An 18,845-nucleotide genomic window follows, 5' to 3' on the forward strand; every position below is an offset into this window, starting at 1 on the left:
GACCCTACCCGATGCCCGCGGCCCGGCACGCATCGGCGTAGGCCGGCGTGCAGATGTCCGCCACGCTCCAGAAACCGTCGGCGACGACGGTGTCCATGATGTCGTCGACCGTGACGGCGACCGGGTCGAGGAGCGTCGCCGGCGTGCCCTGGATCTCGAGGGGCGCGGTCACCTCCTCGTCGTGCAGCAGCTTCACGGCGACCTCGGCGGCGAGCTCGGCCTGCGGCTTGATCGCCTTGTACACCGTCATGTACTGGTCGCCGGTGAGGAGGCGCTGGATGGCCGACAGCTCGGCGTCCTGCCCGGTCACGATCGGCAGGGGATCGACGTTCGCGACGCGCAGCGCGGCGATCGCCCCGCCGGCGGTGGCGTCGTTCGCCGCGTACACGCCGGCGATCGCGTCGCCGTGCTGGGCGATCTGACCCGACACCCACTCCTGCGCCTTCTCGGGGTTCCAGCCCGGCGTGTCGTACTCGGCCAGCACGCGCAGGCCGCTGTCGTCGATCACGCTGTGCGCACCCTCCTTGAACAGCGCCGCGTTGCTGTCGGTGGGCGAGCCGTTCACCATCAGGATGCCGCTGCCCTCGTCGCTCCCGCGCATGCCCTCGACGAAGGCCGTGGCTTGGAGCACGCCCACCTTCTCGTTGTCGAACGAGATGTAGTACGCCAGGTCGCCGCCGGCCACGAGCCGGTCGTACGAGATGACGGGCACGCCCCTCGCGTTGGCGGAGGTCACGATGCTCACTGCGGCGTTGGCGTCGACGGGGTCGAGCACGAGCACGCCCGCCCCGGAGGTGAGCGCCGACTCGGCCTGCTGCTGCTGCTTCGCGGCGTCCTGGTCGGCGTTGGCGTAGAGCACGCGGTATTCGCCGAGTTCGGCCACGCGGGCCTCGAAGAGCGGGCGGTCGAACGTCTCGTAGCGGGCGGTCTTCGCATCGGGCAGCAGCAGCGCGATCGTGTCGTCGGCAGGCGTGCTTCCCGGCCCGGGAGCACCGGTGCACGCCGCGAGCATGGTCGCGGCGAGGAGGACGGATGCCGCGCCCGCGGCCGCGCGGCGGCCACTCGGTCGCCGTCGCGGCCGATCGTGTCGCGTACGGGGCATCGGAGAAGCTTAAGCGGTGATCGGAAGCGACGGCGCACTCGGGAGCTGCGCGTCGACCGAGACGTGATCGAGGGCGATCGCGATCGCGCCCCGCGTCTCGGCCCACTCGCCGAACGACGCCCCCACGATCTCGGGCAGACCGTCGGCCGACGGGAGCGCGGTGCGCTCGAGGGAGTGCCGCATCGGCGCCATCAGGATCTCGCCGGACTGCCCCAGTTCGCCGCCCACGATGATGAGCTCGGGGTCGAACAGGTTGCAGAGGCTCGCGGCCGCGATGCCGAGGTGCCGCCCGGCGTCGGCGATCACCCGGCGGGCGGCGCCATCGCCGGCTTCGGCGGCGTGCAGCAGGTCGCCCAGCCGGTGCATGCCCTCGCTGGGCGGGAAGAGTGACAGCAGCGCGGGTCCGCCCGCGTAGGTCTCGAGGCATCCGCGATTGCTGCAGCGGCAGATCGGCCCGTTCTCATCGAGCGTGACGTGCCCGATCTGGCCGGCCTTGCCGTTGACGCCGCGGAAGAGGTCGCCGCCGACGATGAGCCCGGCGCTGATGGTGTGGCCGACGCGGATGAACACCGACGACGCCGCCGCGCGGCCGTTACCCTCGCGGGCTTCGGCGAGGCCGCCCAGGTTCGCCTCGCTGTCGACGTGGACCGGGCGCCCGATCCGCATCGCAAGGCTCTCGGCCACGTCGACGTTCTCCCAGCCGCGCAGCAGCCCGGGCGTCGAGACCATGCCGGTGCGCGGGTCGATCGGAGCGGGCAGCGCCAGCCCGACGCCCAGGAGGTCGGAGAGCGAGCCGCCGAGGGACTCCATCATGTCGCCCAGCAGCAGCGCGAGGCGGTCGAGCTCGGAGTCGTGGCGGTGGTCGAGGGGGAGCGGGAGCGAGGACTGCGTCACGATGGTGCGCGCGGTGTCGGCGATCGCGAGGTGCAGGTGGCGCGAGCTGTAGTGCACGCCGGCGACGAGCCCCAGCCTGCGGGCGAGCGACACGAGCGTCGCGCGGCGCCCGCTGCTGGTCGTGAACGACGTGTGGAGCAGCCCCGAGGCGGTCAGCTCCTTGACGATGTTCGAGACGGTGGCAGGGGAGAGCCCCGTGCTGCCGGCGAGCTCGATCTGCGTGAGGCGGCCGTGCCGCTTCAGCGACTCGATGACACGCGCGCGGTTGGCCTCGCGGAGCGAGGTCTGCGAGCCCGGCGGGGCGTTGCGGCGTGCCACAGGTCACACTGTACCCGACGGGCGATTTCCCAGATCGGCTCGCGGATCGAAGCCGATCGGCGCGGGGGCGGGCGACGGACGGTCTAGCATCGGTACGCCATGCACACCGTCGTCGAGGCGCTCCGCGCCGCCCTTCCCCCGCACGCCGTCGCCACCGATCCCGAGACGCTCGAGCGCCTGAGCCACGACGACGCCGAATGGGCCGACTTCGGCCTGCCCGCCGCGGTGGTCTTCGCGTCTTCCGTCGACGACGTGGTCGCGGCCGTCCGGGTGGCCGCCGCCCACGGGGTGCCGGTCGTCCCGCGGGGCGCGGGCACGGGGCTGTCGGGCGGCGCGAATGCCACGACCGGATGCCTCGTCCTCTCGCTCGAGCGCATGACGAGGATCATCGAGGTCGACGCCGCCGAGCGGTACGCCGTCGCGGAGGCGGGAGTGCTCAACGACGATCTGCGCCGCCACGTCGCGGGCCACGGTCTGTGGTACCCGCCGGACCCGGCGAGCCAGGCGATCTCGACGCTGGGCGGCAACGTGGCCACGAACGCCGGCGGCATCTGCTGCGTGAAGTACGGCGTGACGCGCGACTACGTGATCGGCCTCACCGTGGTGCTGGCGGACGGCAGCGTCGCGAAGCTCGGGCGCACCACCGCCAAGGGCGTCACTGGCTACGACCTCACCGGCCTCTTCGTGGGCTCCGAGGGCACGCTCGGCATCGTCGTCGACGTGACGGTGAAGCTGCGGCCGCTCGCCGGGCGCGAGGAGCGCGCGGTCGTGGGCTACTTCCGGACGCTGACGGATGCCGGACGCGCGGTCGCCGCCGTCAGCGAGGCCGGCATCGTCCCGTCGGCGCTGGAGCTCATCGACCGGACGTGCCTGCACGCGGTGGCGCAGTGGCAGGGGTGGGACCTCCCCGAAGAAGCGAATGCGCTGCTGCTGGCGAAGGTCGACGAGCCGGGGGCGCGCGGCGACGAGCTGGCCGCCGCCGTCGAGACCCTCTTCCGCCACGCGGGCGGCAGCCGCGTGGAGCGCGCCGCAGACCCCGACGAGGTGGAGCGGCTCTTCGCCGCCCGGCGCCTGGCGTATCCGGCGCTGGAGCGACTGGGGCCGGTGCTGACCGAGGACGTCTGCGTGCCGCGGGGTGCCGTGCCCGAGATGCTCGCGCGCATCGAGGCGGCCGCGCGCGACGCGGGCGTCGTGATCGCCAACATCGCCCACGCGGGCGACGGCAACCTGCACCCGCTCATCATCGCCCCCGAGGGCGACGACGCGGCCAAAGCCCGCGCGAAGGAGGCGTTCGACCGCATCGTCGACGACTGCCGCGCGCTCGGCGGCACCGTCACCGGCGAGCACGGCGTCGGCCTCCTCAAACTGCCGGGCGCCGCCGCGGAGCTGAGCCCGACGGTGCTGCGCCTGCACCGCGCCATCAAGGACGCGCTCGACCCGGCCGGCATCCTCAATCCCGGCAAAGCCTTCCCGAACGGAGCCTGACATGCCCTCGATCCGCGCCGACGACGGCATCCGCCTGGAGTACACCGAGCACGGCGACCCGGCGGGTCGCCCTGTCGTCCTGCTGGCCGGCTTCAAGGCCGCCGCCACCAGCTGGATGTTCCAGGTGCCCGCCCTCGAGCGCGCGGGGTACCGGGTGCTGGCGGTCGACCTGCGCGGCCACGGCACGAGCGAGCACCCGGCGTCCGGCGTCGACATGGCTCGCCGCGGGCGGGACGTGCGCGATGTGATGGACAGGCTCGACCTTCAGGGCGTGGTGCTCGTCGGCGGGTCGATGGGCGCCAACACGATCTGGTCGTACCTGTCACAGGAGGGCCCCGGCCGCGTGGCCGCCGTAGTCTCGGTCGACCAGACGCCCCAGATGCTCAACTCGCCCGACTGGCCGCACGGCTTCTACGGCTACACCGAGCAGAACCGCGACACCTACTTCGCCGAGCGCATCCCCGAGACGGGGTACGGTACGCCACTCGCGCGCCGGGGCCTGCGCCTCGTGCGCCTGCTGCGGGCGATGAAGGGTGCCGCGCGCGAGCTCACACCCGGCGAGCTGGCCCTGCTGCACGACCACGCCACCGCGGACTGGCGGCCGGTCATCGCGGCGACCGAGGTACCGGTCCTGTTCGTCGCCGGCGCCGACAGCGAGTTCTGGCCGAGCTCCCACGCCGCCGCTGCGGCCGCCCTCGCGGCGAGAGGGGAGTCGGCGGTCATCGCACGCGACGGTCACGCCGCCAACATCGAACAGCCCAGAGCCTTCAACGCGGGACTGCTCGGGTTCCTTCAGCGCCTCGACTGAGAGGCGTGGCGAGCCCGCTACTCCCGCAGGCGCACCAGCCGTTCGTGGCCCGTCTCCTCGAGCTCCGCGATCGACTCGCGAGCCTTGACGAAATCGTTGAACGACCGGTAGCCCAGGGCTTTCTCGCTGAAGGACGGGTCCATGCGCCGCATGTGCGTCTTGACCGCCGAGCTGTGCAGCCACTCCGAGTCGTCGTTCTTGTCGTGGCCGAGCCGCAGCGCTCGCTCCAGGAGGCGGGTCGCCGTGAGCTGCGGATCCTCCGCGGGCTCTTCGTCCGGCTGCGACGGTTCGGACGCGGCCGCCTCGGCGCTGGCCGCCACGCTCTTCGACGATGCCCGACGGCTCGTGCGCTTCGGCGGCGCGACGGTCGCGAGTGCCTCGTCGAGCGACGCGGCGACCTCGCCGGTCGCTTGTGACTCGGGGGCCTCGACCGCTCCGCTCGTCACATCAGGAGCGACCACGTCCGCATCCGCATCCGCCTTCACGGTCTTGGTCGCTCCGCGGCGGCCGCCCGACCGCGACGCACCGGCGGCGACGGGTGCAGCCCCAGCGGCCGCGGCTTCGGCGGACGCCCCGGCGGTCGTCGCCTTCTGCTTCGTCGTCCGCGCCGAAGCAGCCTTGGCGGGTGCCTTCTCGGCCTTCTCGGCCTTCTCGGGTGCCTTGTCGGGCGTCTTGCCCGCCCTCGCGGGCTCGCGGACCACGCGGGGCACCCCGGGCAGCGAGTCGTACGCCTCGAACTCATCGCAGGCGGCGGCCAGCGACTTCGCCGTCGAGCCGGCCACGCCGACACCGACCACGTAGCGGCCGAGTCGCTTGCAGCGCTGCGCGAGCGGGACGTAGTCCGAGTCGCCGGCGACGATCACGACGTGAGTGAGGTCGGGGAGGCGGAACATGTCTTCGACGGCATCCACCGCCAGGCGGATGTCGGCCCCGTTCTTGGCGTACGCCGCCGCAGGGAAGAGCTGCACGAGATCCACCGCACGGGCGACGAGCTGCGAACGGTAGATCGCGTTGACCGGCGCCGACCAGTCGGCGTACGCCCGCGTGAGCACGAGGGTGCCGAACGAGGCGGCGAAGTCGATGACCGCCCCGACGTCGATCGTCGCCGCCGAGAGGCGCTCGGCGATCTCGGGGTCTGCCGGGTTCTCGGCGATGCGCTGACGGTCGCGCGAGTACGAATTGCGCCCGTGCACGCGGTCGTACCACGACATCACGATGTTGTCGAAGTCGAGGTAGACCGCGACGCGCGGGCTCAGCAGGTCGGGCATGTCATTCCTCCCCGGGGTAGCGGACGCCGACGAGATCGCGGATCTCGTCGAGGGTGGCCATGATCGCGACGGACTCGTCGATCGGCAGCACCTCGGAGTCGGTGCGGCCCTCGGCCAGCAGCCGCTCGGCCGCCAGCGCCTGGTACTGCATGCCGCGCCCCTCGATCTCGGAGCGGAACTCCTCGCGAACGGTCCCGTCGGGGCCGACCAGACGGAAGGACGTCGCCGAGTACCAGACGCGGTCGATGTCGATCCGGGCGTCGGTGCCGATGATCGTCGCCGTGTTCGGCCCGGCGCCTCGCGAGGCCGACAGCGACGTCGACAGCGCACCCGACGCGTGCGTCATGATCGTCGCGACCTCGGTGTCGGAGCCGGCCTCGCCCAGGCGCGCCGCCGCCGCGATCGAGAGGGGCTCGCCGAGGATGTCCCACGCGAACGACACGGGATAGATGCCGAGATCGAGCAGCGCGCCGCCGCCCAGCTCCAGCGCGTTGATCCGGTGGGCGGGATCCGTGGGGAGGTTCTGCGTGTGGTCGGCCGTGACCGCGCGGATCTCGCCGAGCGCTCCCGAGGCGACGAGTTCGCGGACCCGCACCATGTGCGGCAGGTAGCGCGTCCACATCGCCTCCATCGCCAGGAGGCCGCGCTCCGCGGCGGCGTCGCGCACGGCGGCGGCCTCGGCGGCGTTGAGCGTGAAGGGCTTCTCGACCAGCACGTGCTTACCCGCTTCGAGCGCGAGCAGGGCGTTCGCCGCGTGCATCGGGTGCGGCGTCGCGACGTACACGATGTCGACGTCCGGATCGGCGACGAGCTCTTCGTACGAGCCGTGCGCGTGCGGGATGCCGAACTCGGCGGCGAACACCTCCGCCGTGTCGCGGCGTCGCGAACCGACGGCGGCGACCTCGAGTCCGGCGGTGCGGAGGTCGCTGGTGAAGGCGCGGGCGATGCCGCCCGGTCCGAGGATCCCCCAGCGGGGGGACGAGGGCAGGGTCATGTACTCGAGGCTAGCGGCGCGCGGGCGCCTCGGCCCGGAGGACTAGCGGGCGAGGCTCTCCACGAGCTCCGCGCGGGACTCGGTCACGGGGATCCGGTCCAGGGCGCGGGCGAGGTCGTCCACGATGTCGCGTGCGTCCTCGAGGCCGATCGACAGCCGGATCGTCGTCGGGCCGATGTGCGCCTCGGCGAGCTGCGTCGGCGACATGTGGCTGTGCGTCATCGACGCGGGGTGCGCGACGAGGCTGCGGGCGTCGCCGATGTTGGCGACCAGCCGCACGACCTGCAGGCGCGCGATGAACTCCTCCACCAGGCGGAAGTCGGCCTCGGCGTCGCCCGTCGTGGGGAGGTCGAACGCGAAGACCGAGCTGGCACCTTCGGGCAGGTACCTGCGCGCGAGTGCGTGCCACGGGCTCGACGCGAGGCCGGGGTGGTGGACGCGGCTGACGGCGGGATGGGCCTCGAGGAACTGCGCCACCTTCAGCGCGCTCGCGGTGTGGCGCTCCATGCGGAGGTCGAGCGTCTCGAGCCCCTGAAGCAGCTGGAAGGCGTTGAACGCCGACAGCGAGGGCCCGAGGTCGTGCACGTACTTCGTCTTGACCAGGGCGATGTACGGCGAGCCTGTCTGGCCGAAGCGCTCGACGAGACTGCCCTCGGGAACGCGCGGGTACGTCTGGGTGAGCTGCGGCCAGCGCTCGGGCTCAGCGGTGAAGTCGAACGTGCCGAGATCGACGACGACGCCGCCGAGCGACGTGCCGTGGCCGCCGAGGAACTTGGTCGCCGAGTGCACGACGATGTCGGCGCCGAAGTCCTTCGCGCGCTGCAGGTAGGGCGTGGCGACGGTGTTGTCGATCACGAGCGGCACACCGGCGCGCCGGGCGACCGCCGCGACCGCGCCGAGGTCGAGCACCTGGGCGATCGGGTTCGAGATCGACTCGGCGAACAGGGCACGCGTCGTCGGACGTACCGCCGCCTGCCACGCGCCGAGGTCGTCCTGGTCGACGAAGGTGACCTCGATGCCCCAGTCGGCGAAGGTGTCCTGCAGCAGGTCGACGGTGCCGCCGTACAGCTGCCGGGCGGCCACGATGTGCTCGCCCTGTTTCGCCAGTGCGAGCAGCGCGACCGCGACGGCCGCCTGACCGGAGGCGACGCCGGCGGCGGCGATGCCGCCCTCGAGCTCGGCCACGCGGCGCTCGAACACGAGCACCGTCGGGTTCGCGGCGCGGCTGTAGATGTTGCCGTCGCGGCGCAGGGCGAAGAGGTCGCGGGCCTCCGAGAGGGAGCGGAACTCGAACCCGTTCGACTGGTGGATCGACGGGACCGCGGTGTTCTCGGCGACGCCGGAGTCGAACCCGGCCTGCACCTGCGCCGTCGCGAACGAGCGAGCGGCAGGACGAGAGTTCTCAGGCATGCTGACCATTGTCGGACCGCGCCCCCGTGACCGCGTCCCGTGTGTCGTACTGTTGCGTCGGCCGCGCCGCCGCCCCCGCAGGGCGGTAGAGGCGCGACCGGCCAGAATGGACCCGTGGCGCCGCTCATCACCCCCGAAGACCTCCACCCGCTGCTCGGCCGCGATCGCGTCCGCGTGCTCGATGTGCGGTACCGGCTCGACCGTCCCGACGGCAGCGACGAACACCGCGAGGGGCACCTCCCCGGCGCCGTGTACGTCGACCTCGAGTCCGAGCTGTCGCGTCACGGCCGACGCGATGAGGGGCGGCATCCGCTTCCCTCGACCGCCGATCTGCAGGCCGCAGCGCGTCGATGGGGCATCGACGACGGCGACACCGTGGTGGTCTACGACGACGACCGCGCGCTCGGCGCCTCGCGCGCCTGGTGGCTGCTGACCCGCTCCGGCGTGTCGGACGTGCGCGTGCTCGACGGCGGTCTGCGAGCCTGGCTCTGGGCGGGGCTGCCCCTCGAGAGCGGGTCCGTCGAGCCGCCGGCCGGCTCGGTGACGCTGACGCCGTACGCCGAGCCCGTGCTGTCGATCGACGACGCGGCGGCCCTCCCCGGCGCCGGGGTGCTGCTCGATGTGCGGGCCGCGGAGCGCTACCGCGGTGAGACGGAGCCCATCGATCCGATCGCCGGCCACATCCCCGGCGCGGTGAACCTCCCCACCGGTGCCTACATGGACGGCGATCGGTTCCGGGATGCCGGTTCCCTGCGCGCGCTGTTCGCCTCGGTCGGCGTCGAGCCCGGCGTGGCGGCGGCCGCGTACTGCGGATCGGGTGTGACGGCCGCGCAGGCGGTGCTGGCCGCGGACCGGGCCGGTCTCGACCTGCGCCTGTACCCCGGCTCGTGGAGCCAGTGGTCGAACACGCCGGGACGGCCGATCGCGACCGGCGACGCCCCCGCGGAGGTCACGGGCACCGTGTGACGCGGCGCCGTGCGACAGAGCGTCAGGGCCGCGCCGCCGCGTCGCGGAGCGTCAGGGTCGCGGAGCGTCAGGGCCGCGGCGCCCGCAAGGGAGGCGGCGTCCGCACGGGAAGCGGCGTCCGCCGGGAAGCGGCGTCAGGGGACGAGCGTGATCTTGCCGTCGACGCCCGCCTCGACCGCACGGTGCGCCTCGGTGGCGTCGGCGAGGGCGAACGTCGGTCCGAGCTCGACCGAGAAGTGCCCCGCGACCATGAGCGCGATCGCGACGGGCACCGCCTCGGCACGCCAGGTCTGCTGCTGAGCGGTGAGCGGGTCGGGTGAGCCGCCGGAGAATGCGCGGATGCCGAGGCCACCGGCATCCCGTCCCCGCACCAGCGTCGCGATCCGGTGCCGGTCCGGAACCAGCTCGATCGAGGTCTCGAGCGCCTCGTCGGTGCCGGCGGCGTCGATCGCGACCGTGACCCCCTGGGGAGCGGCCTCGCGCACGCGGTCGATCAGGCCGTCGCCGTACGCGACGGGGATCGCTCCGAGCGCCCGTACGCGCTCGGCGCGGCGGTCGGAGGTGGTGGCGACCACGTCCGCGCCCCAGAGCACAGCGAACTGGATCACCGCCTGGCCGACCGCGCCCGATCCGCCGTGCACGAGCAGCGTGTCACCGGCACCCACCGCGAGCGAGCGCAGCGCCTGATAGGCCGTGCTCACCGGGATGCCGAGCGCCGCCCCTTCGGCCGCGCTCACGTGCGTCGGCCGGGCGAACACGTGCCGAGCCGAGACGACGATGTCGGTGGCGTACGCGCCCGAGACGCCGCTGAAGAGGACGGAGTCGCCGACCCGGAACCCGTCGACGCCCGCGCCGACGGCGGTCACCACTCCGGCGCCGTCGGCCCCGACGCGCCGGGGCTCGGTGATCGCCGCCGACGGACGCAGACCCGACCGCAGCTTCGCGTCGATCGGGTTGACGCCGGCCGCGGCGACGCGGATCGCGACCTCGCCCGAGCCGGGCGCCTGCTCGGGCAGCGGGATCTCGTGCAGCACTTCGGGGCCGCCGAACTCGGTGTAGGCGATCGCGGTGGTCATGGCGTGGGGGCTCCCGTCCTCGAGGCGGTCCGACGCGGGCGGGTTCCCGCGCGTCTCAGTCGCGTATGGCTTTCTGGATCCGCTGCAGCGACACGGGCTCGGCCGTGCCGAGCGACTGCGCGAACAGGCTCACACGGTACTCCTCGAGGAGCCACCGGGCGTGGACCAGCGTCGCGGGCGCGTCATCGGCCGGAGGGATCGTTCCGCCGGCCTCGGCGAAGACGGTCGCCGCGCGCTCGTACTCCGTCATCCGCTGGCGGTCACGCCCCGGGTTGTCGGCGAGCGCGCGCACGCGGTCGAGGGCGCCGCGCAGGTACCGCGGCAGGTGCGCGAGACGGGCCGTGCCGGTGCGCGACGCGAAGCCCGGGAACACCAGGCCCGCGAGCTGCCCCTTGACGTCGTTCAGCGCTCCCAGCAGCGTGAGCGAGTTGACGTCGCGCATCGCGCGCTCGACGTCGCGTGCTCCGGTGAGGATGCGGGCCGCGAGCGACACCGTCTGGAACAGCTCGTCGACGATCGTCGCCGAGAGGGCGTCGCGCACCGCCTCGAATCCGGCGCGCGTGCGCACGACGCCGTCGGGAGCGATCCGTGCGATGACGGCATCCGCCACCGCCACGCGGCAGTCCTCGATGAGAGCCTTCGCGGACGGATAGGGGGATGCCGCGAGCGCGAGCTTCTCGGGCGACGTGAGGTGATCGAGCACGTAGGCCGCGGGGGAGGGGACGGTGAGGAGCACCAGGCGGCGGGCCCCGGCGCGGGTGGCGCGCGCCGCCGCGTCGGGTGTCGTCTCGATGCGCAGGGCCACCGAGGCGCCCTCGTCGACGATCGCGGGGTAGCCGCGGACAACGCCGCCGGCGACCTTCGTGTCGACGACGTCGGGCAGGTCGCCGAACGTCCAGTCGGTGACGCCGGTGCGCTCCGCGAACGCCGACTCGGCGACCGCGGGCGACGGCCCGGCGGAGGCGCGCGGGGTCGCTTCGTTCGCCGGCCGCGGGCCGCGACCGGCGGCCGTCGAGGGCGCGCTCAGCGAGCGCGACACCGAGGCACGTGCGCGATCGGCGAGCCGCGCCTGCAGCGCGACGAGGTCCCGGTCTGACCCGACCGAACGTCCGCGCTCGTCGACCGCGCGGAACGAGACCTGCAGGTGCCCGGGCACGCGCTCCATCTCGAAGTCGGCGCGGGTCACCGGCTGGCTCGCGACCCGCTGGATGCGCGCGGCGAGGGCGTCGCGCAGGGGAGTGGGCGGCAGGCCGTCGTGCGACTCCGGACCCTGGCCCGCGAGCTGGGCGGCGAAGGTCGCCGCCCAGTCGGCCGCGGGCACGACGTGGCGGCGGATGGCTTTCGGCAGTGACCGCAGGAGGGCGGTGATGAGCTCGTCGCGCATGCCCGGCACCTGCCAGTCGAAGCCGTCCGGGCGCAGCTGCGCGAGGAGCGCCAGCGGCACCACGGCGGTCACGCCGTCGTCGGCGGCGCCGGGCTCGAACCGGTAGGCGAGCGAGAGCACCTGGTCGCCCTGCGTCCAGCGGGCGGGGAAGTCGCGTTCGTCCCCGCGTGATGCCTCGTCGACGAGGTCGGCCTCGGTCATGTCGAGGAGGCGCGGCGTGCGGGTCGAGGCGTCCTTCCACCACGCCTCGAAGGAGCGCGCGTCGAAGACGTCCCGCGGGATGCGCGCGTCGTAGAACCGGTACACGGCCTCATCGCCGACGAGGATGTCGCGGCGACGCTCGCGCTCCTCGATCTTCTCGAGGCGCCGCCGCAGCTCGAGGTTGCGGCGCTCGAACGCGGTCAGCCGCTTGTCGAGGTGCGACGAGTCCCACTCGCCCTCGACGAGCGCGTGGCGCACGAAGAGCTCGCGCGCGAAGGGCCGGTCGAAACGGGCGAGCTGCACCCGCCGCTTCGGCACGATCTCGAGTCCGAAGAGCGTGACCTTCTCGTAGGCGGATGCCGCACCCGACGCCTTCGACCAGTGCGGCTCGCTGAGCGAGCGCTTGGCGAGATCGCCCGCGAGGGGCTCGGCCCACGCGGGGTCGATGGCGGCGACGGTGCGGGCGAACAGGCGGCTGGTCTCGACGATCTCGGCGGCCATCACCGCGGTGGGCCGCTTCTTGCGCAGCCCCGAGCCGGGGAAGATCGCGAAACGCGTGCCGCGCGAGCCGACGTACTCGGCCCCGCGGCGCTGATCGGCCCGATCCGAGCGGTCCGATCCGCCGCGGCCGCGCGTGGCCGTCGACGTCGTGCGCTCGTCGAGCATGCCCAGGTGGGAGAGCAGGCCCGAGAGGATCGCCTTGTGGATCTCGTCGGGGTCCGCCGTGTCCCCGCCGCCTTCGCCGCCGCCGCCCGCCATCCGTCCGGCGACGCTCGCGCGGCCCGTGCGCGGTGCGTTCAGGAGCGCGCTCAGCTGCCGGTGCACGTCGGCCCACTCGCGCACCCGGACATAGTTGAGATGCTCTGCGCGGCAGAGGCGCCGGAACGCGCTGGAGCCGAGTTCGGCCTGCTTCTCCTGCAGGTGGTTCCAGAGGTTCAGCAGGCTGAGGAAGTCGCTGGTCGGGTCGGTGAACCGCGCGTGCAGGCGGTCGGCCTCCTCGCGGCGCTCCTCGGGTCGCTCGCGGACGTCCTGGATCGACATGCCCGCGACGATCGCGAGCACGTCGCGCAGCACGCCGCTGCGGCGGGCCTCGAGGAGCATGCGCGCGAAGCGCGGGTCGATCGGCAGCCGCGAGATCTCGCGGCCGAGGTCGGTGAGCGTCGGATGGTCGCGCCCCGTGCGCACGGCGCCGAGCTCGATGAGCAGGTCGAGCGCGGCCTTGACGCCGCGCGAGTCAGGCGGTGTGAGGAACGGGAACGACGAGATGTCGCCGAAGCCGAGCGACAGCATCTGCAGGATCACCGAGGCGAGGCTCGTGCGCAGGATCTCGGGCTCGGTGAACTCCGGGCGCGCGTCGAAGTCGTCCTCGGCGTACAGCCGGATCGCGATGCCGTCGCTGGTGCGGCCGGCGCGGCCCGACCGCTGCTGCGCCGACGCCTGCGACACAGGTTCGATCGGCAGTCGCTGCACCTTGCTGCGGTTGCTGTACCGCGAGATGCGCGCGGTGCCCGTGTCGACGACGTAGCGGATGCCGGGCACGGTGAGGCTCGTCTCCGCCACGTTCGTCGCGAGGATGACACGCCGACGGATGCCGGCCACCTGCGACCGCTCGAACACCCGGTGCTGCTCGGCCGACGAGAGCCGCCCATAGAGGGGCAGCACCTCGGTGGGTGCGGCATCCTTCGCGTACATCCCCCGCACCGCGTCCGCGGCGTCGCGGATCTCCGCCTCGCCGGGCAGGAACACCAGGACGTCGCCCGCGGCCTCGCGATCCAGTTCGCGCAGCGCCGCGGTGATGCCGTCGACGTCGTCGGACTCGTCCTCGCCCTTGGCGGGGCGCGCGGGGGCCCGGTAGCGGATCTCGACCGGGTACGTGCGGCCAGACACCTCGATGATGGGGGCCGGGGTGCCGTCGGCTTGGGCGAAATGCTTCGCGAAGCTCTCGGGGTCGATGGTCGCGCTCGTGATGACGACCTTGAGGTCGGGACGCTTCGGCAGGATCCGTCGCAGGTAGCCGAGGAGGAAGTCGACGTTGAGAGACCGTTCGTGGGCCTCGTCGACGATGATCGTGTCGTAGCGGCGGAGCAGGCGGTCGCGGTGGATCTCGTTGAGGAGGATGCCGTCGGTCAGCAGGGCGATGCGCGTGTCTTCCGACACCTTGTCGGTGAAGCGCACCTTGTAGCCGACGGTCGAGCCGAGCGGCACCTGGAGCTCCTCGGCGACCCGCTCCGCGATCGTGCGTGCGGCGATGCGGCGGGGCTGCGTGTGCGCGATGCGCGTGCGCCCCAGCTCGAGCGCGATCTTGGGCAGCTGCGTGGTCTTGCCCGACCCGGTCGCGCCCGCGACGATGACCACCTGATGGTCGCGGACGGCGCGCGCGATCTCGTCGCGCGCGGCGCTGACGGGGAGCTCCGGCGGGTACGAGATCACGGGTTCGGGCGCGGACATAGCCTTCGATCGTATCCCGCCCGCCCACCCGTTCGCGCCGATCGGGCGATCCGGTCGGTTCGCAAAGTCTCTTGACTGGCAGAGTAGTTTGCAATACAAAGTTGCCATGACGATGCAGACGAGCTCCGCGCCGCCGTCGGGGCGAGAACGCCGAGTCGATCGGCACGCGCTCGCGTGGGGCCTGGGGCTGCCCGCGGGGCGTGTTCTGCTGGTGGCCGTCGCGTGCTCGCTGGCCTGGGTGGCTCTCGTCGCCGGCGCCGGCTGGTCGCCGTACCCCGGACCGCCGCTCGTCACGGCCGTGGCGATGCTGCCGGTGAACGTCGTGTGCCTCGCGGTGGTCGTCCGGCGCATCCGCGCGACGGGTCGTCGCGTGAGGGACATGATCGGCTATCGGCGTGGGCGCCTGGGCCGCGACATCCTGTGGGGGCTGCTGTGGCTCCTCGTGCTGTACGTGCCCTTCGCGGTCACGATCATGCTCGTGATGTGGGCGCTGCACGGTGCTGCGATGTTCACCGCTTTCGAGACCGTCTTCTTCGATCCCGAGTCCGTCCCCGACCTCTCGCCGGCGGTCGCGGCGGTGCTCGCGATCGTCGCGGTCCTCACCTTCGCGCCGCTGAACGCGCCGACCGAGGAGCTGCTCTACCGCGGCGCCGCGCAGGAAGACCTGTCGAGCCGGATGCCGGTGCCCGCAGCGATCCTCATCTCGGCGGCGTTCTTCGGCCTGCAGCACATCTGGTACGCCCCGACTTCCGCCGCGGTGGTCGTGTACGCGTGCGCGTTCTTCGTGTGGGGCGTCGGCTCGGGCGTCATCGCCTGGCGCCAGGGCCGCCTGCTGCCGCTCATCATCGCGCACGGCCTCGTCAACCTGCTCACCACGCTGCCCGCGCTGCTGGTGCCCTTCCTCCTCGCGAACGGACTCTCATGAACATCTCCGACGCCCCCGAACCCGACGAGGAAGAGCCCCGCGACGCCGCGGCGATGCTCGACCTGATGCGCGCTCAGCAGGAGCGCGTGACTCGGCAGATGGCCGCCGAGGTGCCGCTCATCCTCGCGGCGTGGGGCGTCGCGTGGCTGGTCGGGTTCGGGCTGCTGTGGATGATCGACGGTGCGAAGCCCGCGTTCTCCGTCCCACTCCCTGTGGCCGTCGTGCTGTTCATCGTGCTGATGGTCGGCGCGCTCGTCGCGACCGCCCTGTTCGGGATCCGCAGCGGCCGCGGCATCCGCGCCTCCGCAGACGCGGCCTTCACCGGAGCCGTCTACGGGTGGGCGTGGACGATCGCGTTCATCGCGATGTTCGTGTTCGGCACGGCGCTCATCCGCAACGGCATGCCCCCGGAGCTGTCGAACATCTACTACCCGACGGCATCATCGCTGCTCGTCGGGCTGCTGTACTTCGTGGGCGGCGGCATCTGGCGCGCGAAGCCGCTGCTGTGGCTCGGCGGCTGGTTCATCGTGGTGGCGCTGGTGGCGCCTTTCTTCGGCTATCCGACCAACTACCTCGTGTTCGCCCTCGCGGGCGGTGGTGTCTTCCTCGCCGGGGCCGTCGCCGGCTGGCTGTGGGTGCGCCGATGACCGAGCTCGACCCCGTCATCCACGCCGCCGCGCGTCTCCGGATCACGGCGACGCTCGCGACGCTCGATCCCGGCGAGAGCATCGCGTTCCCGCGGCTGCAGGAGCTGCTCGACATGACCGCCGGCAACCTGTCGACGCACGTCCGCAAGCTGGAGGACGCGGGCTACGTCGGAGTGGAGAAGACCCATCGCGGGCGCACGCCCGTCACCTATCTCGCGCTGACCAGACAGGGCCGCCGCGCGTTCGAGGATTACACCGAGGCCCTGCGCTCCGTATTGGGAGAACTGCCATGAATCTCGCGCACTTCGATCGCGCGACGCGCCGCTACGGCGACGTGATCGCCGTCGACGACGTGTCGCTCGACCTCGAACCCGGCGTCCTCGTCGGGCTTCTCGGCCCCAATGGCGCCGGCAAGACGACACTCCTCGCGCTTCTGCAGGGGCTGCGCCGTCCCACCTCCGGTGTCGTCACGCTGTTCGGCGGTGATCCGCGGGATGCCAAGAGCCGGCAGCGGCTCGGCAGCACCCCGCAGGAGACCGCCCTGCCCGACACCCTGCGCGTCCGCGAGGTCATCGACTACGTCGGAGGCCACTTCGCCGACCGCGTGGCGACCGCCGCACTCGCCGCCGAGTTCGGCCTCGACGACCTGCTGCGACGCCAGTGCGGGTCGCTGTCGGGTGGGCAGAAGCGGCGTCTCGCGGTGGCACTGGCCTTCGTGGGACGCCCCGCGCTCGTGCTGCTCGACGAGCCGACCACGGGTCTCGACGTCGACGGCCGCCGTGCGCTCTGGGACGCCATCCGCGGTCAGCACCGCGCGGGTGCGACCGTGGTCGTGACGAGCCATTACCTCGAGGAGATCGAGGCGCTCGCCGAGCGCGTCGTGGTCGTCGACCGCGGTCGCGTGATCGCGGACGATTCGGTCGAGCGGATCCTCGCCAGAGTCGGGGTCAGCCAGGTACGGCTGCGCACGGCCGATCCATCGCGGCTCGCCGGATTGCCGGGCGTCACCCATCGCGAGCACGCCGACGACCGCGAGATCCTGACGGTCGCCGATGCCGACGCCTTCGTCCGCGAGCTCGTCCGCAGCGGCCTCGACTTCCGCGACCTCTCGGTGCGCGGTGCGTCGCTCGAGGAGGCCTTCCTCGCCCTCACCGCGGCCCGCCGCACCGACGACCCGGTCGCTCTGGAGGTGGCGTCATGACCGCTGTCGAGGCATCCGTCCCGTCCGTCACACGGCTGACCCTGCTTCACGCACGCTACGGGCTCATCGAGACGTTCCGCGTGCCGATCGCGGTCATCGGCACGCTCGTGTTCCCCGCCCTCGCGCTGCTCTTCTTCGTCGTTCCCCAGCGCATGGTCGCCGACAATCCGGTGTTCGCGACCCAGGCCGTGATCTCGCTGTCGGTGTTCGCGGTCATGTCGAACTCGCTGTTCAGCTTCGCGCTCACGATCTCGGAGAACCGTGAGAAGCCGTGGGACCCGTACCTGCGCACGCTTCCCGCGCCGGGGATCGCCCGCGTGCTCGCGCAGATCCTGTCGACAGGGGTTCTCGGACTCGTCGCGATCGTGCCGGTCATCGTCGTCGGCGGCCTCTTCACCGCCGCCGAGGCGCCGCCGCTCCGGGTGCTTGCGGGGATCGTCGCGCTCGCGGTGTCGGCGACGCCGTTCATGCTCATCGGCATCGCCATCGGATACGCCTTCCCGTTCAAGGCCGCGATAGCGATCGTGCAGATCGTGATGTTCGGGCTCGCGTTCATCGGCGGACTGTTCCTTCCGCCGGTGCTCTTCGCCGACTGGCTCGACGCGATCTCGAAGTTCACGCCTTCGCGTCAGGCGCGGGAGTTCGTCATCTGGGCGGTCGAGGGGGGCGCGCTCGAGTGGTGGGTGTGGGTCGGCATCGTGATCTGGACCGTCGTGATGCTCGCGCTGTCGCTCGTGCTCTTCCGCCGGGACGAGGGGCGGCGCTACCGCTGAGGTGGCGGTCTGGGCCGGCCGGGTGCGATCGCCGCGCCCGAGCCGATCCAGCCGCCCGAGGGCGACTGCGAGGAGCCTAGGCTGGAGCAATGGCCAACACCCCCACCCTGACCCTCAACGACGGCAACTCGATCCCTCAGCTCGGCTACGGCGTCTTCAAGGTGCCGCCGGCGGATACCGAGCGTGCGGTCTCCGAGGCGCTCGAGGTCGGGTACCGCCACATCGACACGGCGGCCATCTACGGCAACGAGGAGGGCGTGGGCGCGGCGATCGCAGCGAGCGGCATCGCCCGCGACGATCTCTTCATCACGACCAAGCTCTGGAACGACCGTCATCACGACGAGGAGCCGCACGCCGCCGTGCGCGAGAGCCTCGAGAAGCTCGGCCTCGAGAAGGTCGACCTCTACCTCGTGCACTGGCCCACCCCCGCCAAGGACGACTACGTCCACGCGTGGGAGAAGATGGTCGAGCTCCGCGCGGCCGGGCTCACGCGCAGCATCGGCGTCTCGAACCACCTCGTGCCGCACCTCGAGCGCATCGTCGCCGCGACCGGCGTGGTGCCCGCCGTCAACCAGATCGAGCTGCACCCGGCGTACCAGCAGCGCGAGATCACCGACTGGGCGGCCGCGAACGACGTCAAGATCGAGTCGTGGGGTCCGCTCGGCCAGGGCAAGTACGACCTCTTCGAGGCCGCGCCCGTCGCCGAGGCCGCAGCCGCGCACGGCAAGACCCCCGCGCAGGCGGTCCTCCGCTGGCACCTGCAGAAGGGTTTCATCGTCTTCCCGAAGTCGGTGCGCCGCGAGCGCCTCGTCGAGAACCTCGATGTCTTCGACTTCGAACTCACGGCGGACGAGATCGCGGCGATCGACGCCATGGACCCGGGCGACGGCTCGGGCCGCGTCAGCGCCCACCCCGACGAGGTGAACTGACGCCCCGATCCGGAGG

Annotated in this window: 16 protein-coding genes and 1 pseudogene; 9 read left to right on the forward strand and 8 right to left on the reverse strand. The window is 72.4% G+C overall.

The annotated features are described in order from the left end of the window. Positions 1-4: 4 nt before the first annotated feature. Positions 5-1,102, reverse strand: coding sequence for a sugar ABC transporter substrate-binding protein (locus tag IM770_RS11280; protein WP_203581234.1), 1,098 nt, complete (start codon positions 1,100-1,102; stop codon positions 5-7). Positions 1,103-1,111: 9 nt separating this feature from the next. Further along, positions 1,112-2,314 (reverse strand): ROK family transcriptional regulator, encoded by a 1,203-nt coding sequence (locus IM770_RS11285; protein WP_203581235.1) that lies wholly within the window; start codon positions 2,312-2,314, stop codon positions 1,112-1,114. A gap of 99 nt (positions 2,315-2,413) precedes the next feature. Here IM770_RS11285 and IM770_RS11290 point away from each other — a divergent pair, with 99 nt between their 5' ends. Together IM770_RS11290 and IM770_RS11295 are read left to right on the forward strand one after the other, a co-directional pair. Next, complete coding sequence (locus IM770_RS11290; RefSeq protein ID WP_203581236.1) at positions 2,414-3,799, forward strand: FAD-binding oxidoreductase; 1,386 nt, start codon at positions 2,414-2,416, stop codon at positions 3,797-3,799. A gap of 1 nt (position 3,800) precedes the next feature. Further along, positions 3,801-4,607: an alpha/beta fold hydrolase gene (locus IM770_RS11295; protein WP_203581237.1), complete on the forward strand. Its 807-nt coding sequence runs from the start codon at positions 3,801-3,803 to the stop codon at positions 4,605-4,607. Positions 4,608-4,624: 17 nt separating this feature from the next. On the opposite strand, the gene IM770_RS18250 is transcribed toward IM770_RS11295, so the two are convergent. The 4 genes and pseudogenes from IM770_RS18250 to IM770_RS11310 all read right to left on the reverse strand — a co-directional run bounded on the left by IM770_RS18250 (position 4,625) and on the right by IM770_RS11310 (position 8,279). Continuing rightward, positions 4,625-5,092, reverse strand: a complete 468-nt coding sequence (locus IM770_RS18250) for an OST-HTH/LOTUS domain-containing protein (protein ID WP_372430671.1) — start codon at positions 5,090-5,092, stop codon at positions 4,625-4,627. Positions 5,093-5,275: 183 nt separating this feature from the next. Beyond that, positions 5,276-5,875, reverse strand: a pseudogene (locus IM770_RS18255) (NYN domain-containing protein); the annotation flags it as partial. Between the two features lies 1 nt (position 5,876). Continuing rightward, entirely contained in the window at positions 5,877-6,869 is a 993-nt protein-coding gene (locus IM770_RS11305) for a Gfo/Idh/MocA family protein (RefSeq protein WP_203581239.1), read from the reverse strand. 42 nt (positions 6,870-6,911) lie between these two features. Beyond that, positions 6,912-8,279 (reverse strand): O-acetylhomoserine aminocarboxypropyltransferase/cysteine synthase family protein, encoded by a 1,368-nt coding sequence (locus IM770_RS11310; protein WP_239066082.1) that lies wholly within the window; start codon positions 8,277-8,279, stop codon positions 6,912-6,914. Positions 8,280-8,393: 114 nt separating this feature from the next. Between IM770_RS11310 and IM770_RS11315 the strand changes: the two genes are divergently transcribed. After that, positions 8,394-9,245, forward strand: a complete 852-nt coding sequence (locus IM770_RS11315) for a sulfurtransferase (protein WP_203581241.1) — start codon at positions 8,394-8,396, stop codon at positions 9,243-9,245. A gap of 134 nt (positions 9,246-9,379) precedes the next feature. On the opposite strand, the gene IM770_RS11320 is transcribed toward IM770_RS11315, so the two are convergent. Together IM770_RS11320 and hrpA are read right to left on the reverse strand one after the other, a co-directional pair. Next, positions 9,380-10,321 (reverse strand): quinone oxidoreductase family protein, encoded by a 942-nt coding sequence (locus IM770_RS11320; protein ID WP_203581242.1) that lies wholly within the window; start codon positions 10,319-10,321, stop codon positions 9,380-9,382. 55 nt (positions 10,322-10,376) lie between these two features. Further along, positions 10,377-14,354: an ATP-dependent RNA helicase HrpA gene (gene hrpA / locus IM770_RS11325; RefSeq protein ID WP_203581243.1), complete on the reverse strand. Its 3,978-nt coding sequence runs from the start codon at positions 14,352-14,354 to the stop codon at positions 10,377-10,379. A 106-nt stretch (positions 14,355-14,460) separates the two neighbouring features. Between hrpA and IM770_RS11330 the strand changes: the two genes are divergently transcribed. The 6 genes from IM770_RS11330 (at position 14,461) to IM770_RS11355 (ending at position 18,829) form a co-directional block, all read left to right on the forward strand. Further along, positions 14,461-15,279 (forward strand): CPBP family intramembrane glutamic endopeptidase, encoded by an 819-nt coding sequence (locus IM770_RS11330; RefSeq protein WP_203581244.1) that lies wholly within the window; start codon positions 14,461-14,463, stop codon positions 15,277-15,279. Beyond that, a complete protein-coding gene (locus IM770_RS11335; protein ID WP_203581245.1) occupies positions 15,276-15,926 on the forward strand; it encodes a hypothetical protein in 651 nt (216 codons plus the stop codon). The genes IM770_RS11330 and IM770_RS11335 overlap by 4 nt, the downstream gene beginning before the upstream one ends. After that, entirely contained in the window at positions 15,923-16,219 is a 297-nt protein-coding gene (locus tag IM770_RS11340) for a transcriptional regulator (protein ID WP_203581246.1), read from the forward strand. Before IM770_RS11335 ends, IM770_RS11340 begins: the two co-directional genes overlap by 4 nt. Then, on the forward strand, positions 16,216-17,127 hold the full coding sequence (locus IM770_RS11345) for an ABC transporter ATP-binding protein (protein WP_203581247.1): 912 nt from the start codon (positions 16,216-16,218) through the stop codon (positions 17,125-17,127). The genes IM770_RS11340 and IM770_RS11345 overlap by 4 nt, the downstream gene beginning before the upstream one ends. Further along, positions 17,124-17,900: an ABC transporter permease gene (locus IM770_RS11350; protein WP_203581248.1), complete on the forward strand. Its 777-nt coding sequence runs from the start codon at positions 17,124-17,126 to the stop codon at positions 17,898-17,900. The genes IM770_RS11345 and IM770_RS11350 overlap by 4 nt, the downstream gene beginning before the upstream one ends. A gap of 89 nt (positions 17,901-17,989) precedes the next feature. Next, positions 17,990-18,829 (forward strand): aldo/keto reductase, encoded by an 840-nt coding sequence (locus IM770_RS11355; protein ID WP_203581249.1) that lies wholly within the window; start codon positions 17,990-17,992, stop codon positions 18,827-18,829. The last annotated feature ends 16 nt before the right edge of the window (positions 18,830-18,845 follow it).

This window comes from Microbacterium hibisci, from assembly GCF_015278255.1.
Lineage (GTDB): Bacteria > Actinomycetota > Actinomycetes > Actinomycetales > Microbacteriaceae > Microbacterium > Microbacterium hibisci.